Annotated in this window: 15 protein-coding genes; 2 read left to right on the forward strand and 13 right to left on the reverse strand. The window is 44.7% G+C overall.

Annotated elements, in window-relative coordinates; all coding sequences use genetic code 11:
* Window positions 1–84: 84 nt before the first annotated feature.
* Together B5066_RS14900 and B5066_RS14905 are read right to left on the reverse strand one after the other, a co-directional pair.
* Window positions 85–861, reverse strand: a complete 777-nt coding sequence (locus tag B5066_RS14900; RefSeq protein ID WP_079476688.1) for a helix-turn-helix transcriptional regulator — start codon at window positions 859–861, stop codon at window positions 85–87.
* Window positions 862–1,297: 436 nt separating this feature from the next.
* The gene (locus B5066_RS14905; RefSeq protein WP_079476689.1) at window positions 1,298–1,507 is read right to left on the reverse strand and encodes a hypothetical protein; all 210 of its coding nucleotides are present in this window, start codon (window positions 1,505–1,507) and stop codon (window positions 1,298–1,300) included.
* A 483-nt stretch (window positions 1,508–1,990) separates the two neighbouring features.
* Here B5066_RS14905 and B5066_RS14910 point away from each other — a divergent pair, with 483 nt between their 5' ends.
* Window positions 1,991–3,220, forward strand: coding sequence for a mechanosensitive ion channel (locus B5066_RS14910; protein WP_079476690.1), 1,230 nt, complete (start codon window positions 1,991–1,993; stop codon window positions 3,218–3,220).
* A 167-nt stretch (window positions 3,221–3,387) separates the two neighbouring features.
* Here B5066_RS14910 and msrA read toward each other — a convergent pair whose 3' ends face one another.
* Window positions 3,388–4,515 (reverse strand): peptide-methionine (S)-S-oxide reductase MsrA, encoded by a 1,128-nt coding sequence (msrA, locus tag B5066_RS14915; RefSeq protein ID WP_079476691.1) that lies wholly within the window; start codon window positions 4,513–4,515, stop codon window positions 3,388–3,390.
* Between the two features lie 492 nt (window positions 4,516–5,007).
* Here msrA and B5066_RS17110 point away from each other — a divergent pair, with 492 nt between their 5' ends.
* Entirely contained in the window at window positions 5,008–5,082 is a 75-nt protein-coding gene (locus B5066_RS17110; protein ID WP_371862280.1) for a hypothetical protein, read from the forward strand.
* Between the two features lie 101 nt (window positions 5,083–5,183).
* Here B5066_RS17110 and B5066_RS14920 read toward each other — a convergent pair whose 3' ends face one another.
* From B5066_RS14920 to mdcA, 10 genes are all read right to left on the reverse strand, one after another.
* Window positions 5,184–5,639, reverse strand: a complete 456-nt coding sequence (locus B5066_RS14920) for a hypothetical protein (protein ID WP_079476692.1) — start codon at window positions 5,637–5,639, stop codon at window positions 5,184–5,186.
* Between the two features lie 15 nt (window positions 5,640–5,654).
* Window positions 5,655–7,025, reverse strand: a complete 1,371-nt coding sequence (locus tag B5066_RS14925; RefSeq protein ID WP_179124131.1) for a PepSY-associated TM helix domain-containing protein — start codon at window positions 7,023–7,025, stop codon at window positions 5,655–5,657.
* A 41-nt stretch (window positions 7,026–7,066) separates the two neighbouring features.
* Window positions 7,067–7,639 (reverse strand): DeoR family transcriptional regulator, encoded by a 573-nt coding sequence (locus B5066_RS14930; RefSeq protein ID WP_179124132.1) that lies wholly within the window; start codon window positions 7,637–7,639, stop codon window positions 7,067–7,069.
* A gap of 308 nt (window positions 7,640–7,947) precedes the next feature.
* Window positions 7,948–8,541, reverse strand: a complete 594-nt coding sequence (locus B5066_RS14935) for a hypothetical protein (protein WP_079476695.1) — start codon at window positions 8,539–8,541, stop codon at window positions 7,948–7,950.
* 324 nt (window positions 8,542–8,865) lie between these two features.
* Entirely contained in the window at window positions 8,866–10,398 is a 1,533-nt protein-coding gene (locus tag B5066_RS14940; protein ID WP_280522715.1) for a BCCT family transporter, read from the reverse strand.
* A 338-nt stretch (window positions 10,399–10,736) separates the two neighbouring features.
* A complete protein-coding gene (locus B5066_RS14945; RefSeq protein ID WP_079476696.1) occupies window positions 10,737–11,360 on the reverse strand; it encodes a malonate decarboxylase holo-ACP synthase in 624 nt (207 codons plus the stop codon).
* Window positions 11,351–13,033, reverse strand: coding sequence for a biotin-independent malonate decarboxylase subunit beta (locus B5066_RS14950; protein WP_079476697.1), 1,683 nt, complete (start codon window positions 13,031–13,033; stop codon window positions 11,351–11,353). The genes B5066_RS14945 and B5066_RS14950 overlap by 10 nt, the downstream gene beginning before the upstream one ends.
* Window positions 13,017–13,322: a malonate decarboxylase subunit delta gene (locus B5066_RS14955; protein WP_079476698.1), complete on the reverse strand. Its 306-nt coding sequence runs from the start codon at window positions 13,320–13,322 to the stop codon at window positions 13,017–13,019. Before B5066_RS14955 ends, B5066_RS14950 begins: the two co-directional genes overlap by 17 nt.
* Complete coding sequence (locus B5066_RS14960) at window positions 13,291–14,211, reverse strand: triphosphoribosyl-dephospho-CoA synthase (RefSeq protein ID WP_179124133.1); 921 nt, start codon at window positions 14,209–14,211, stop codon at window positions 13,291–13,293. The genes B5066_RS14955 and B5066_RS14960 overlap by 32 nt, the downstream gene beginning before the upstream one ends.
* Window positions 14,212–14,224: 13 nt before the next feature.
* Entirely contained in the window at window positions 14,225–15,871 is a 1,647-nt protein-coding gene (gene mdcA, locus B5066_RS14965) for a malonate decarboxylase subunit alpha (protein ID WP_079476700.1), read from the reverse strand.
* Window positions 15,872–15,900: the final 29 nt, after the last annotated feature.

Here is a 15,900-nt window from a genome sequence, read left to right on the forward strand (position 1 = left end):
TCAAAATATACATACTTATGATGAAAAATATAAAAAGAAAGAACTGCCAATTTTTTAGCAGTCCTTTTCTGAATTAATTTGTTATTATATTGAATTTGTATTGATCTTGATTTCATTAATCAAGGATTGACGATACTGTTTAGGGGTGATGTCGTAGCGTTCTTTAAAAACTTTGATGAAATAGCTCCCATTAGGAAATCCTAATTTGGAAGCTATTGCATTAATAGATTCGTGGTTATTACGCAATAAGTTGAGGCTTTCTTCTAATTTTTTTCTTTTTATATACTGCGTACCGGATACGCCCAGGTGTTCCTTTACCAAACGGGACAAATAACCGGCAGACAATGAGAGGCTTTTCGCTGCCTGCTGCACGTTTAAGCGCTCATAAATGTGATGCTCTACGTGATGAACGAACCTGATGATGTGTGGATGATTAACAATTTCAAAATCACGGGAATCCAGTGTTTTTATAAACGTATCAGTGATGAACACCATTCCTTCAATATATTCCTCTTCCGATCTCCACGTCTCTATTATCTTCATCATGGTGGTAGCTGTCGCTAAAAATTCCCAGGAAAAAGAAAGTTTCTGAGAAAAACGATCAGCGAAGGAACCTGCTAAAAATGTAAAATAACGCTGAAGATCTTCTATACGTGCCGCAGGATCTGGTTCGGCTGCCGTTATTTGCACTATATGATGCAGATGCCGGTTAGCTTTGTCACTCTGGCGATGATAGACCGCTTCAAAAAAATGCGTCCCTTCTTCAATGATCTTTCCGTAGGCTCCCTGTCCATCATGCTGCAGAGCATATAACTCCTGTTGAAATAATTGATTAAACAGTTGATAATTTGTCTTTTTCATTCATTTCTCCAACTCTCTCAGGGTATTTCAAGTTATTGACGTTCAGCTTAATATATAAATGATTATCTGTTTTGGTATATCATTCGAACAACAAGGCAATTGGAGAACTTCATCGGTTTTCTTTCGTTGGATATTAATTTGATTCTACTTCAGCTGTTTCCCGCATCTCCTTTTTGGATAGTAAATTAACTTCTTTACTAATGGTCGGGATAAATCATATTGATAGCTTATCTCAAATGCGGCTTGGTGCATGGTACCAAAATTTCCATGTTTAAATGGTCGTTTCCAGACTTCCTGCTACACTTTTTATACACGGCGTTCAATAGCATGGCTTGAATTTCTTCCCATGCTGGATAAGGGAGTTGTTGAAAAATTGTTAGAATGTAATTTTCCAAAACAGCTGTCCTCTTCCTTTATCACAATTGTTGACTTGTTGCTAAGGCTTTGGAAGGATTTTAACGGAGCATTCCGGAAACTGTTTTTTGCATTTATCATAAAATTGTTGAGCCTTTTCAAAGCTCGAAAAAGCTACCGAAGCCCCTGTCTCCTCTGTCGTTGCTGGCGTCCCCATTTCCTGGATGCTAGCCACTTCTTCTCCCTCCGTGTCTAGTACAACTACAATGTACGGATACATTTCATCTTTCATGTTTTCCCTTCTTTCATTCATTATTGATGCTTAGTATTTTTTCGAAATAAAAATAAATGCATAAGCATGATTATATATCGTAACAACAGAAAGAAAATCCGACTAACTCCACCTGTAGATTCTGTACATTTGTATGCGGCTTCCAGTTCCTCAAAATGTATTAAAAAAAGTGAAACTCCAAATTTCAGCTTTATTCTTTATTTTTCGCTTTTATTTTTTACTATTGCCATTCATTTTAAATTTACTATGTTAGAATTTTTTATATTCATCATTATTTTTTTATACAGTTTTAATCATGATATTGATGTATTAATATACATAATTTGCTTCTTACTCTGTTTCACACTTCGTTTAGCACAAGCTGAGAATATCGATAATAAAAACCTAGTTTAATATCTTATTATTTTGTAAATACATAATTATATACTGGAAGCATATGCCAGTATGAGTACTTTATTTTATTTTTTAAAGGAGGAGTAATGTATGAACGCATGGCAGAATTCTCTCACTAATTTTCTGAACCAGATCGCCAATGCCATACCAGGAATCATTGCCGCACTTTTGCTGCTTGTGGTTGCCTGGATAGTCGCTAAGGTGGGCAGTATCGTAATTCGCAAGCTGGTTCAAAAATCAGGATTGGAACGCCGGCTTTCATCTAAAACAGAGGAAAGATCATCCAAAAATGAAGGCCCTGCCGCTTCGGTCGGCAAGGCTGCTTATTACTTGATCTTTATTCTATTTCTTCCGGGGATTTTAGATGCCCTTGGCATGGCTTCTGTCTCAGAACCCATCTCCAATATGATGGATAAACTGCTTGGCTTTTTGCCGAACATTTTAGCAGCAGCCATCATTATTGTAGTAGGCTATTTTGTAGCTCGTTTCGTTCGTGATCTCATCGCCGGGCTTTTAAATAGCTTGCAGCTCGACCAACGATTTCGCCGCATAATGAAACAGCCGGAGAATGCAGACGACAATGTCTCCCTGTCCAGCCTGCTGGCGAATATTCTTTTTGTTCTCATACTTTTGCCTATTATAACGACCGGGATCGATGCTCTCCAGATCGAAGCTGTTTCCGCACCAGTTTCTAATATGCTGAACATGATACTTGCAGCGATTCCAACCATAGCTGTCGCGCTCATTCTGCTTGCCATAGGCTATCTAATTGCAAAAGTCGTTGTCGATTTGTTGTATAGTTTATTAAAAAATGCAGGAGTCAATTCGCTCTACCGCAAATACATTGGAGAAACATCCAACGCCGTCACTCAAGTTGACGCAGCGAACATTATCAGCCAAACAGTACGAGTACTCATTCTTCTCTTCTTTGTGGTTGAAGCGCTGAATACTCTTCAATTTGAAGTATTAAATCAAATTGGGAATACCATTCTCGGCTACCTGCCGTTAGCCTTTAGCGCCTTGATTATTTTTGGGCTCGCTGCTATCGGTGGCCGCCTGATCGCTTCAATGATTCAGCGTACGACAAACAGTGCTGTTTCCGGGCTTATTGTCAAATATGTCATTTGGGTGGTAGCTGGCTTCATGATTTTTGATCAGCTGCAATTCGCCTCAATGATTGTCAATACAGCTTTTCTGCTCATTCTTGGTGGACTGTCGGTGGCCTTTGCTATTTCTTTTGGAATTGGCGGACGCGGTTTCGCCCAACGTCAACTCGAAAAATGGGAAATAAAAATGAAAAAAGATCAATCTGGAGAATAATTTATTCCTTACCGGCAAAGACTAAACGAGTCTTTGCCGGCTTTTCGCTTAAAAACGAAAGAAAGGTAGTGTAAGGATTTGTACTAACATCAATGAAATAACATCGAAATAAGTCGAACGCTGCAATGCAAAAAAGCCCTCTTCTAAAAAAGAGAGCTTCTGGTCTGCTATTTAAAATCGTCCCCATATTTTTCGTATTCAGTGCCTTCCAGTTCATCAGCCGGGATAAACTCCATCGCTGCTGAATTCATGCAGTATCTGAGGCCTGTCGGCTCAGGTCCGTCTCGAAAAACGTGTCCTAAATGTGAATCTGCATGTTTGCTGCGAACTTCCACATTCGTTCCAAGAATACCGGTGTCTTCTTCATACGTAATATTTGTGAGCTCCAATGGTTTCGTAAAGCTCGGCCAGCCTGTTCCGGAATCATACTGGTCAAGCGAGCTGAAGAGAGGCTCACCGGATACAATATCAACATATATACCCTCTTCCCCGTTATCGTGGTAGGCATTATCGTACGCAGGCTCCGTTCCGTCTTCCTGCGTCACTTCATACTGCATGCTGTTCAGTTCCGATACGGCCGCTTCTTTATCATCAACGGCAAATGGGGATTCCGTGCTTACCTCATATTCTTTATCCTCTCCCCATACCTTATCTAAAAAGGCATCGCGCCCGGAATTATTTCTGTAATATTCATATCTCCCCGGGTTTTTCTTATAGTAATCCTGGTGATAGGCTTCTGCTTTGTAAAACGTATCATATTGTTCAATGGAGGTTACAATGTCTTCATCAAACCGGCCGGACTCTTCGAGCTCCATTAACGAGGCTTCCGCTGCCTGGCGCTGGGCCTCATCATGATAAAACACTGCCGATAAATAAGGCTCTCCCTTATCCACAAACTGCCCTTCGTCATCCGTCGGGTCAATCTGGCGCCAGAAAATCTGCAGCAGGTCCTCGTAGCTGATCTGCTCCGGATCGTACGTAATTTGCACTGCTTCCTGGTGTCCTGTCTGCTTGCCTGATACTTCTTCATACGTAGGATTTTCCTCCTCGCCGCCCGTGTAGCCGGAAACCACACTGACGACGCCGGAACGGGATTCAAATGGCGGCTCCATACACCAGAAGCACCCTCCAGCGAACGTAGCCTGCTCCATCCCTTCCAGATCCCCCTGCAATTCCGATTGCTCCGTAGCAACCACTTCTTCGTATTCATTAGCCGTAAACGCCTGGTACAAATACCAGCCGCCTGCCAGCAGAATAACCGCCGCTATACTAAAAAACCACCGTTTTTTATTCATACAGCACCCCTTTTGTATCTTTTCTTTCATTATAAGGAAAAGGGACCGACTTTAACATCATTCCAACTTGTCCGCACTTATATTAGTGAATGTTATTCGAACAAAAGGCACCAAACAATGTTTTCAATGTTTAGTTATTACCTGCTCGTTAATTTACCAGCTGTAGCAATAATACGCCCACAAGCATTCCAATGAGAAAATATGCCAGAAACCGCACGAATTTATTCTTCACCTTGAACCACCACCTCAAAAATGTATAGCCGTCTAGGCTGTAAATAATCTTAATGTGTTCAATATACTGTTCGAAAAAGCAATTGTATACTAAATCTATACTCATTTATAAAAATGAACTATCTTGCTGTTCGATCCAAAACTTGAAGAAAAGGAGACGAAGAGTGTGAATCAGCGACTGATTAAAACAGAAGCATTTATGGCAGCCGTCCTGGCGGGTGCTTTGTATTATGCAAGCGGGTACTCCTGCCAGACCTTTCCATGATCGGGTATGCGGTTAATTCCATGATTGACGCTTATGTCTACAATGTCGCTCCCACGTACATTCTTCCCTAAAATTTTTAAAATGGCAAAAAAGAAGGCCAGCTGCTATAGCAGCTGGCCACCAGTGTGGGTATTAAACGATAAGAGTGATTCCTGGGAAAACGTCCTCTTTACTAATGATGAGTGCTGCTGTGCCCTGATTCGTGTCCGCCTCCCAGCATTTCCTGCTCCTCAGAGGTTAAATCCCCTACGCCCACTTGTTTGGCTGTCTGCAGCTCGCTTTTGTGTTCTTTTAACTCCGCTTCGAACGTATAAACGCCGTCGTCCGGCACCCGTACGGAAGCCGTATAGACGCCCTCACCCGATGAGTCCGCTCTCTTTGTCTCAATCTTTTCCTGCTCGGCGTCATATACTGTCAGGCTAACGTCTCCCTGAACCGAATACGGCTGCTCATTCTGAAGTACATGAATCTGCACAGGAACAGCATCTCCTGGCGCCACGTTTTCTTCCGTATGAATGTATAAACTAGCAGGAGCACTGGTTCCGTAATCCTCATGGTTACTAGCATCTATCGCTGAGCATCCACTTGCCAGCAGCAGGACGGTTATTCCCCAAAGCATGATTTTCATTATTACTGCTCCTTCTTATGAGGCATGGAAAAATGATCGTAAACGCCGGCTTTGGCGAATCACCAGCCGATCAACCGCAAAGATAATTAATACCGATAAACCGAAGAGAGGAAAAAGGATCTCAAAGCCGATGATAAGCACGACAAACCCCCGGAACCTCCAGCTGCTCATGCTTCTCGGCGCTCCAAGCTGACCTTCCGGACGCCGGGACCACCACAGCCAAATACCGCTCAGGATCATCCCGATCAGTCCCAGGCAGATGAAGAGCCCGGCCAGCTGGTTCCAGATGCCAAACTGCAGACCTTTATGGATGGTAATACCCATGGCCATCGTTTTGGCGAGCGGCGGATACTGTTCCCACCTGTAATCCGCTAGTAGACTTCCAGTATACTGATTTATATGCATCGTGACTTCCTCCTGGGCCTGGTCCGGGAAAGCAGATACCGTGTAGACCCCTTCACTCGAAGAAGGATAAAACACATCGTATCCGGAAGTCACATCGGTTTGTTCCGCCTGGTCTACGACCCGGTCGATCGATATTTGTTCATAATTGTTGTCTGCATATGATTCCGGCACCGGCATCTGCTCGGCAGCCCAGGAAACATCCCCCGTTTCTTCGGTAACCTGGTCGGACACCGGAGCGTCTCCGACCCAGATCGACGGCGGATAGCCAATGCCCTGGCTAGTCGTCAGCTGCTGAAACCCGTTTCCCCAAAAGCCGGTCCAAAGCATTCCGGTCAACAAAAAGAATGCCAGGCCGCCGGAAATCCAAAAGGCCGGTACCGAGTGCCAGCGCTTGCGTCTCTCACGGTCTTTATTCGATTTTCCCGGCAGAAAGCTTTTCCGGGAGGCCATCTGTTGTCGGGACGGCCACCAGAGATACAAGCCGCTGATCAGCATAAAAATGGTCCAACAGGCAGCGGTCTCCACAATACGGTCTCCCGCGGTACCAGCCATTAGTTCTCCATGTAATTCTTCAACCCGGTCCATGATCCGGTTTTGGTCCATCAGTGTGCCGGTGCTCTCCAGGGTATAGGGATTCACAAACACCGTCATTCCCTCCCCAGAGGCGTTGGTCATTCCCACTTCTGCCGCTTCGCCCTCCCCGGCCGGCGGCTGGTAGCGGGTCACCGTACCGTCAGGGTGCTCCTCCATGGCAGCGCCGGTAATCGCAGAGGCTTCCTGTTTCTCTCCTTCTGCGGCCACCTCTACATAGTCCTGATACAGCCATTGTTCGATATTGCCGCGGAACAAATAGGTAGCTCCCGTAATGGCCAGCATTAATAAGATTGGCGTCAATATAATACCGGCATAAAAGTGCCACCGCCAGAACACGTTATGATGCTGCCGGTTCATTCTATTCTTTTGGCTCCTCTGTTGTTTCATGTCTTCCTCCTGGTATAAGTTGCTCCGCGTCCGTTCTTTCTCTAATTCTGGCCGGGGTCCGGCGTGCAGCAGGACATTGCCGAAGCGACAGCTGTCACAGCCTGAGAGAAATCGTATAATTCCCCGCCAAATCCTGCTTGGAATTTGACTGCCTGAGCTTGATGTTGAAATAGTAATACCTGCGGGGCACAGCAATGCAAGCATTCATCGGCTCCAATTAAAAAAATACCCAGGCGCGCATTCATGGTGGTCCCCCGCAGGAAATCACGCCCTATCACCTGTTCTTCTTCGCTGCCGTGATGGGCCATAAACATCAGCAAGCAATGCGGGCAACAGAAATGAGCCATCGATCCATCAGCATGCATGAGCTGCCCTGCCTGAACCGAGAATGATTCCTGAAAGCAGACGCCGCATTGTCTTGATTGCACCGAAGGCTGAAGGTATTTGACACCTCCAGGCACCCGTTCAATTTCTTCATCCTGAATCAATTTTTGGATATCCCGGTAAATGGTCATTTCGGATACGCCCAGCTCTTCTTTCAAAAAAGCAATGCGGACGGATCCATGCTGCTTTACCCAGGCCAGGATTTGTTTTTGGCGTTTTTCAGGAATCACCGGCACTCCCTCCTTATGTATTCTTCTGTGAAGCAATTAAATGATACACACCCACTGGTCGGTTCATCCCACATATACAATGGCACGTCAGTCACATTTGTGTACCATCATCATATCCGTTTTCAATTATTATTGCTGTGAACATTGTTTGAAAATGTTAAAAATCATCAAATTTTAACATGACTGACACATATACCGTTTTCAAAACCGAGGCTTTTAATTATCTATTTAGATCACGTAAAAAAGCCTTCATGTTTTTCACTAAACATAAAGACTTTTGTCGTCTTCTGAAATTCTTGATAAGAGCTTCACTCTCGATCGTTGGTGGTTTCCTCTTCTGTTCCGTAAACAGAGATATAATCCCCGTTCTGGTAGACTTTAAACCGATCTACGGTTCCTGTGCCTCCGGCTTCTGAAAGGGCTTTTGAAGTTAATTGGACCGTATAATAAGCTCCCTGTTCATCTTCCCGGAGGACGCCGCCCAGGTCATCAAGCCGGATGCCTTCGCCAACGTCCTCCTGTTGTTTAACTATGTTAATGGCTTCCTCACCTGAAGAGACTATCACTGCCTGATCTTCATCTGTTGATGTTTGACTCCGCTTCTGGTTGGGGGGCTTGCTATCAGTCTTTTGATTTTCAGCAAGCAGGTCCCACGTATTTAGCCCAGGCATGGCCTCAATAGTCAAAAAATACCCCTGCGCATTCAGGGCGGCCCGCGTGATCGCTATGCCCCTCGCTGGATCCCCGCCTGTCGCTGCCAGCTCTGACCCTACGGCATCATGTATACTCGTCTGAAATACTTCTCGTTCGTCGCTGCTATTGGAAGCCACAGCTCCGATTGGCGCCAGAATCAGACCGGCAGCACTTATTATAAAGATAGTCCATGTTGAAATACGCTTCATGATAGATTTTCCTCCTTCATTTCACAACCACCTTTTTCCATAAATAGGGCATTCCAAACGTATCAGTTTTTTATAATATAACATTGCCTTTTTTCGAAATTAGGTTACATTATCTTGCCTGTGATGGGCTTCATTGTTTCAGAAAGTAGCGAAAAATATGTCGTATTGCATTTATATTATTTTTGGAAGAAAGCCGAGCAGCACTCGGAACGTAAGCATATGAAGAAGCTGAAGAAACAAGCAGGCAAAGTTTGGGCTGTAACTATAAAAAGAGCTTTTCATAAAAAAGAACTCCCAATATTATTAGGAGTTCCAGTCGCCAATTCAGGAAGCCTTATCTGGTTTATCGGCATTTCTGCTTTTATCCTTTGTTTCAACGTCTTTTTCTTCCCGGAGTGCTTTAAACAGCGAGTACACCATTAATATCATCACAATGGAAAATGGAAGGGCCGATATAATCATGACGTTTTGCAGCGCATTAATTCCTCCCGAGTACAGCAGCACGGCCGCTGTAGCAGAAAGCATGACTCCCCAGATGAACTTCACTACAGCAGAAGGGTTCATCGAGCCGTTGGAGGTCTGCATGCCGAGTACAAATGTAGCGGAGTCAGCCGAAGTGATAAAGAAAGAAACAATTAACAATAGTGCAATTGTGGACATAACGGTGCTGAGCGGGTATTGGTCAAATACTCCGAAAATCGCTTCTTCGGGAGCCAGCGAGGCAATATCTGCCATACCGCTGCTTTGTACGTTTAAGGTGGCCCCGCCAAACAGCGAAAACCAGACGAAGCTGACAATTGATGGTACCAAAATGACACCGATCGTAAACTCCTTCAGAGTACGCCCTCTCGACACACGGGCAATAAATATTCCTATAAAAGGCGTCCATGAGATCCACCAGGCCCAGTAGAAAATCGTCCATGTATTAATCCACTCTCTTGTATTTTCAGATGTGGGAGCGATTCGGAAGCTCATCTGCGGAAGCGTCTGCAAATACGTACCGAGTGTATTTGTAAACAAATTCATGGAAAATAATGTTGGGCCGACAAAAAGCATTAAGACAAACAAAATAATCGTTAAATATATGTTTGCGTTACTCAGGAATTTAATTCCTTTGTTCAAGCCCGTATACGCTGACACTAAAAACATGGCAGTAATAACAACAATGACTATCAACTGCATCGTATAGTTGTTCGGGGTGTTAAACAAATAGGACATACCACCGGAAACCTGTGTTACGCCAATACCAAGGACGGTGGCAATCCCCGAGACTGTTGTAATCAGAGCGATAATATCTACAATTTTTCCACCGATGCCTTTTTCGTTCATAATCGGACTGAGCATGGCGCTTACCATGCCGGGCGCACCTCGGCGGAACGTAAAGTAGGCAAAACAAATACCTGTAATCCCATAAATCGCCCATGGATGTATGCCCCAATGCAAAAACATGTACCTCATTGAATCGAGAAGCGCCTGCTCCGTTCCTGCATCTGCTTCCGGGGCGCTTGTGGCATAGTGCGACACTGTTTCCGCCCCGCTCCAGAACACAAGACCGACTCCCATACCCGAGCTGAACAGCATCGCAAACCAGGTGGGATAGCTGTATTCGGGGCGGTCCTCCGGTCTTCCGAGACGAATGTTGCCATATCTGCTGAAAATAAAATAAATACATAAAAGTACACATGCTGATACAATTAAAAGATAGTACCATCCAAAATGAGTCGATACAAACGACCTTACAACAGAACTTGCGTTAAAAAACGATTGCGGAATTGCGACTCCGACAATCGCCATGATAAGCAGTATCACTAAGGCTCCGTAAAACACAAAACCTACTCTTGGTTTTTGATTATCCACGACGGGGGCTCCTTCCTCTTTTCACAGCGGCTCAAAATATGGAACTAATTGCTCTAGAAACCTTCTTATTAACGTTAAAATAAGTGATTCCCGCCGCATTTACAGCGTAAACCCCCTGTCTACAGATCTAATTAATAACCCAAAACCGGTGAAAATCAAGGAAGGGCGGGCGCTTTTCAAATATAAATTAGAGGAACATAAAATGAGTAATCGACTCCGCCAATCCAAAATAGGTACCACGGCTTCCCAATAGTTATGGTGCTTATAAGGCTTATAAACCCAGTATTCAATTAATTTATTCCGAGTAGCTGAAAGAATATTTAGGAGAAGTTGCTATACTAAAATACTTTTTCTCTATCAAAGAGCCTGGGTCCATTTTTGGTACGTACTAACATTTTTGAGTGCTTTCCTAGATAATCCTCTAACGCTATAGCTCCGATTTCAGCTTCGAGCAGTACATCAACACGTGCCGAAAGGTTTTGAATTTTCTCTCTTAAAGTTTCCATCTTTTTTATATTTTGTTCATCAACGCGAATAATAATGTCTACATCGCTGTGCATATTTATTGTATTCATTTTTGACACCAGTTCAAACCCTGTACTGCCGCCCGGGCCCCAGGCCAATCTTTCTCTTCGGAGCAGCTTGTCCAAAGCCAGCATCGCTTCTATCTGGGGCAGTACTCTTCTATTTCCCTCTAATTCTTTCCACATTTTCTGATGAATAATCTCTTCCGGTGGGATAACCTTTTCTGCATTTTCTTCATCTACCCAGGCCGCCATTCGCTCAGCCCGGTTTTCACCACGTATCCCGACCGGAATTTTCTTATTCACAATCTCAGCTCTTCGTACAACGACATAGGGAGCTTTCTTTAATGAAAAAATTGCCCAGGCAGGAAGAGGTTCACTTGTCTCGAGCGCCTGGGCTCCATTAATTTTTACTAAATCATGCACGTTTATATCCATTGTTCCTCCATCTTTTCCCGAACGTTGATGGAAGCTATGCGTCCTTCTTTCACTGCCTGGGCTGTCTTCCAGCGGTGATTAATATCTAACCCTTTTTCCTGGACGTCTGCAAGCTGGGAAAGAATATGTTGTTCTATCAATTCCTTATCTTTTACATCCGGTGTTCCCGGGGACTCTGTATGCACCAGCTCGTCCAGGGCCCCCAGCTTCTTAAAGGAATGAATATCATAGCCAGTAGCTGGAACAGTTTCCGACGCCCGCTCTACTTCTTCAACAGTCCGCAGGGTAACCCGTGCTGCCGATTCTTTAGACATTACCTGTACTTGAACGTGGTCATCGTCTAAGGCAATTATTCTATTTCCCTGCATTCCATGGGAAAGAAAAGCTCCAGATATAGCTTTCCCCACTATCAGCGTTATGATGGGGTGTCCTTCCATACGGGCTGTGGCATAGGCATCTACAGCGGCTGCACAAGAAAGATGAATACCTGCCATCTCTTCATTATAGCCATAGGCCTGACTTGGTGTATCCACAACGGCTACAATAGGCCTTTTCAGACTATTTTTGTCTTCTTCAACAATACTATTAATGTATTCCGCTAGTTTCCATCCTTCTTCAAGTCCAAATTCTCCGTCTGTGGCCCTGCGGTATTTTGCTTCTGCATTTGGAACGACCGCTAAAAAACAAGCTTCTTGCTCTCCCACTTTTCCGCTTCCGTATAGTACAGAAGGAATTTCCTCCATATGGGCGGCATTTTTTCCTGTAAATACCTCAAACCACTTTTCTCCCCTACTTTCAGCAGACTGGTTAACAGGGCCAGAGTTTTTCTGCACGCTACTATTATTGGAATGAGTTATTTCTCTAAAAATTTCAGGCTGGATTCTCTTACTGGGATCGTGCTGATTAACAATCTGCCTGTAACGGTATATTTGCCTGCTTCTGGGTTCTTCTGCAGAATCGCTTGTGAATAAGGCATTTATTTTCGCTTTGAAACTATCGATATCATCTTCAGATAATGCATCTGCTAAATTTGTTTTTACGCGTTGCTCTCCGCCAATAACTCTCCATACCAACCGCCGATCGGAAGAATCAAGCTCCGTAATACCTGCTTCCTGCTCAATAACTTCAGGCCCGTTTAAACACATCCTGCCTTCTTTAGTCATAATAAGTTTACTGCACAGGCCGGCACTAATGGCCATACCTCCAAATACGCCGATTTTTCCAGGAATAATACCGATTACAGGTACATATTCCCTAAGCGCTATTATTGCTGCATGAATTTCAGCAATCGTCAGTAGACCGTAATTTGCTTCCTGGAGCCTGACGCCCCCTGTATCCAGAACCAGAACTACCTGCGTAGAAAGGCCGTTTTGATTATCACGCAAAGCAAGCTCCAGGGCTCCGGCAATTTTTGCCCCGGCTACTTCCCCGATACCCCCGCCCTGAAATTGGCCCTCTGTCGCAATTATAACGGTTCTTTTTCCTTCCAGTAAGCCCTTGCCAATCACTACTCCATCATCACTTTGTGGTACGATTCCCTGAGCCGGAAGGTGTGGAGACTCTATTCCATCGAAAGGGCCCAACAGCTCTTCGCAGGTATTTTCATCTAATAAAGCATGCACCCGGTCTCTTGCATTTAAGTCTGTGAGGCTCTGTTTATTGGTTAACTTCATCGTTTCCCTCCTCTAGTGCTTGTTCAAGTCGAAGCTTTACTACCCCGGGGGTAGCGCCGAAATCGTTTACTTGGATATGAACTGCCGGCTCGTTTTCTTCCATGAATCGATCAAGCACATACCTCCACATGTCTTCAAATCCGTCTAAACTCGTTCTTATTTCCACAGTGCTCTGTTCGCCAGCAGCAGGCCGCATCAATACTTCCAGGTCCCCAGAACCAACAATGCCTGTGTGAGCTTTTTTTTGAATAGATTTACTAGCGGGATACTCCAGCGTGAGTGTATTCATGGATATGTTTCTCCTTCCGCAAATATTTTAAGTCATTAGAAGTTTTTAATGAGTTGAAGCATACAGCGTCAATGTATAGCGTGGCTGCCAGCATATCAGCACATCCCCCCGGCGAAGCGTTTTTTTCGATAAGCTCTTTATCAAGCTCCAGCAATAGATCCCGTCCGTCTTTATATGCCACTCCCCCCGATAACAGGATCAGGGAAGCTTTGTCATGCATACTTGCAAGCGCCTCAGAGCCTGCCCGGTGCAGCACACAGGTATCAGAAAGGGAAGCCATAATGGCAACTAAAGTGTTCAAGCGGGAGGTTTTCTCTGTAAACCCTTTTTTTCTGCTGTTCCAAAGCATTGGAAGCCCTACCTCCGTCACGTGAGGAAATCCAGACCCAGCCTCCCCTTTCGCGCCAGAAATATTATATTGGATTTCTGCCTGTCTCCCATTGGTTTTAGCCGCTCCTGCGCTGGGATCCTTAAGAAGTGCCAGTCCGCCGACCAGCCTGGCCAGTCTTTTTCGGGATATTTCTTCTGAGTTCATCGAAGCCATGACGGCAGTAAAAAGACCAAGCGCCCAAATAGCTCCTTTGTGTGTATTTACTCCTTCGGTAGCCAGAAACATATTCTTTTCCGCAACCCGCCCAATTTGACCAATATCCTCTCGCAGCGCTTGATTTAACTCAGCCTCATAAGCCCTTTTGGCAATATGATAAAAGGGATTCTGCAATGCTTCTGCGGAACGGTACATCAGCCTGTAATTCAGGTCCGTGTGCGAACCGTTTTGGTATTTGTCCACTAATCCAGGCTTGGGTGAGAGAGCCACTTCCTGAATTAAAGCCTGCGTGGCTGCTTCTGAAAGCATTTCACCGCATTCCGACGCGCTTTGCCATTTCATTTGTTTGTCCTCCCTACCACGTTTTAAATTTTTCAGGCGGCTCGTACAAGCCATCCGACCACTCCACCAGCTCATCAATATTTTTTGCTGCGAGCAGAGAACGGCTTGCCTGGCTTCTTTTAATCTCCATATCCTCTGGAAGAGCTAAAATGCCTCTCTTTCTTAGTGCTTCTGTTGTTTTCTTGTCAGCTTGTCTTCCAAGCGGTGTAATGCCGGCAATGGCTGAAATTGCATCTTTCTTTTCTTCCGGGCTGTCCGAGCGGTACAAATAAGCAATACCCTCTTCCGTAACAACATGGGTGACATCATTTCCATATATCATTACCGGAGCGTTAGGCAGGCCGGATTCTTTTGCCACTTCTGCTGCGTCTAGAGAATCAACAAACACCGGCTGATTCCCTGACTGGTGCGTTTCCACCATTTGAACTACCAGCTTTTTTCCTTTGGCCAGTGGGTCCTCAGATGTTCTCATGTTCAGCCATGCCGGAGTAGCATGCCTTCTGCCTCCAGGATCATGACCCATGTTCGGAGCGCCTCCGAATCCTGACAACCTTCCGTTGGTTACGGTGGAGGAATTCCCGTAGCTGTCCATTTGGAGTGTGGAGCCGACAAACATATCCACAGCGTACTGTCCTGCTAATTGAGACAAGGTCCGGTTGGATCTCATAGAACCATCTGCGCCAGTAAAAAACACGTCCGGACGCTGTTCTATATATTTCTCCATCCCCACTTCTCCCCCGAAGCAGTGTACGCTGTCGACCCAGCCGCTTTCAATAGCAGGAATAAGAGAGGGATGAGGATTCAGGGCCCAGTGCTTACATATTTTCCCACGCAGGCCGAGGCTCTCACCGTAGGTAGGGAGCAGCAGTTCAATTGCTGTAGTATTAAACCCAATACCATGATTTAGTGACTGAACTTCGTGTTTTTGGTAAATGCCCTTTATCGCATACATCGCCATCAAAATTTGTATTTCTGAAATATGCCGAGGGTCTCTTGTAAACAGTGGCTCTAATTGGTACGGTTTATCCGCTTCAACGATATAATCCACCCATGACCCTGGTATGTCTACCCGTGGCAGTTCGTCTGTAATTTCATTTACCTGCACTACTACAAAACCATCACGAAATGCAGCAGCTTCGATCAATGTCGGCGTTTCTTCAGTGTTAGGCCCTGTATACAAATTCCCGTGTTTGTCTGCTTTATCTGCAGCCACCAACGTAATATTTGGGGTTAAGTCGATAAACAAACGACCGTACAGTTCAATATACGTATGAATGCCGCCTACCTTCATGGTCCCGTCCTCTATCATTTGAGCTGTTCGAAGACTTTGCGGCCCTGCATACGCGAAATCTATATTTGTAGCAATTCCTTCTTCAAAAAGATCCAAATGCTCGGGTCTTGAAATGCTAGACATAATCATATGAAGGCCGTGGACCTTATTTTTATTCACATGCATCAGCGCCTCGGACAAAAAAGATGCTTGTTTCTGATTATTTCCTTCCATCACGACCTTGTCCTTTGGCTTAATTAAGTATTCCAGGGCACCTACAATATTTTCCGTAGGAATAATTTTATTTCCGGTAATCGCTTTCATTTTTTCTTTTGTTTCATTTTTAGCATCTCTTCTTTTTGTCCAGGAAGTAATTGTTGAAGTATTCATAGCTTGGACCTCCTCTATACTAATTCATT

The organism is Marinococcus halophilus, assembly GCF_900166605.1.
Taxonomy (GTDB): Bacteria; Bacillota; Bacilli; order Bacillales; family Marinococcaceae; genus Marinococcus; species Marinococcus halophilus.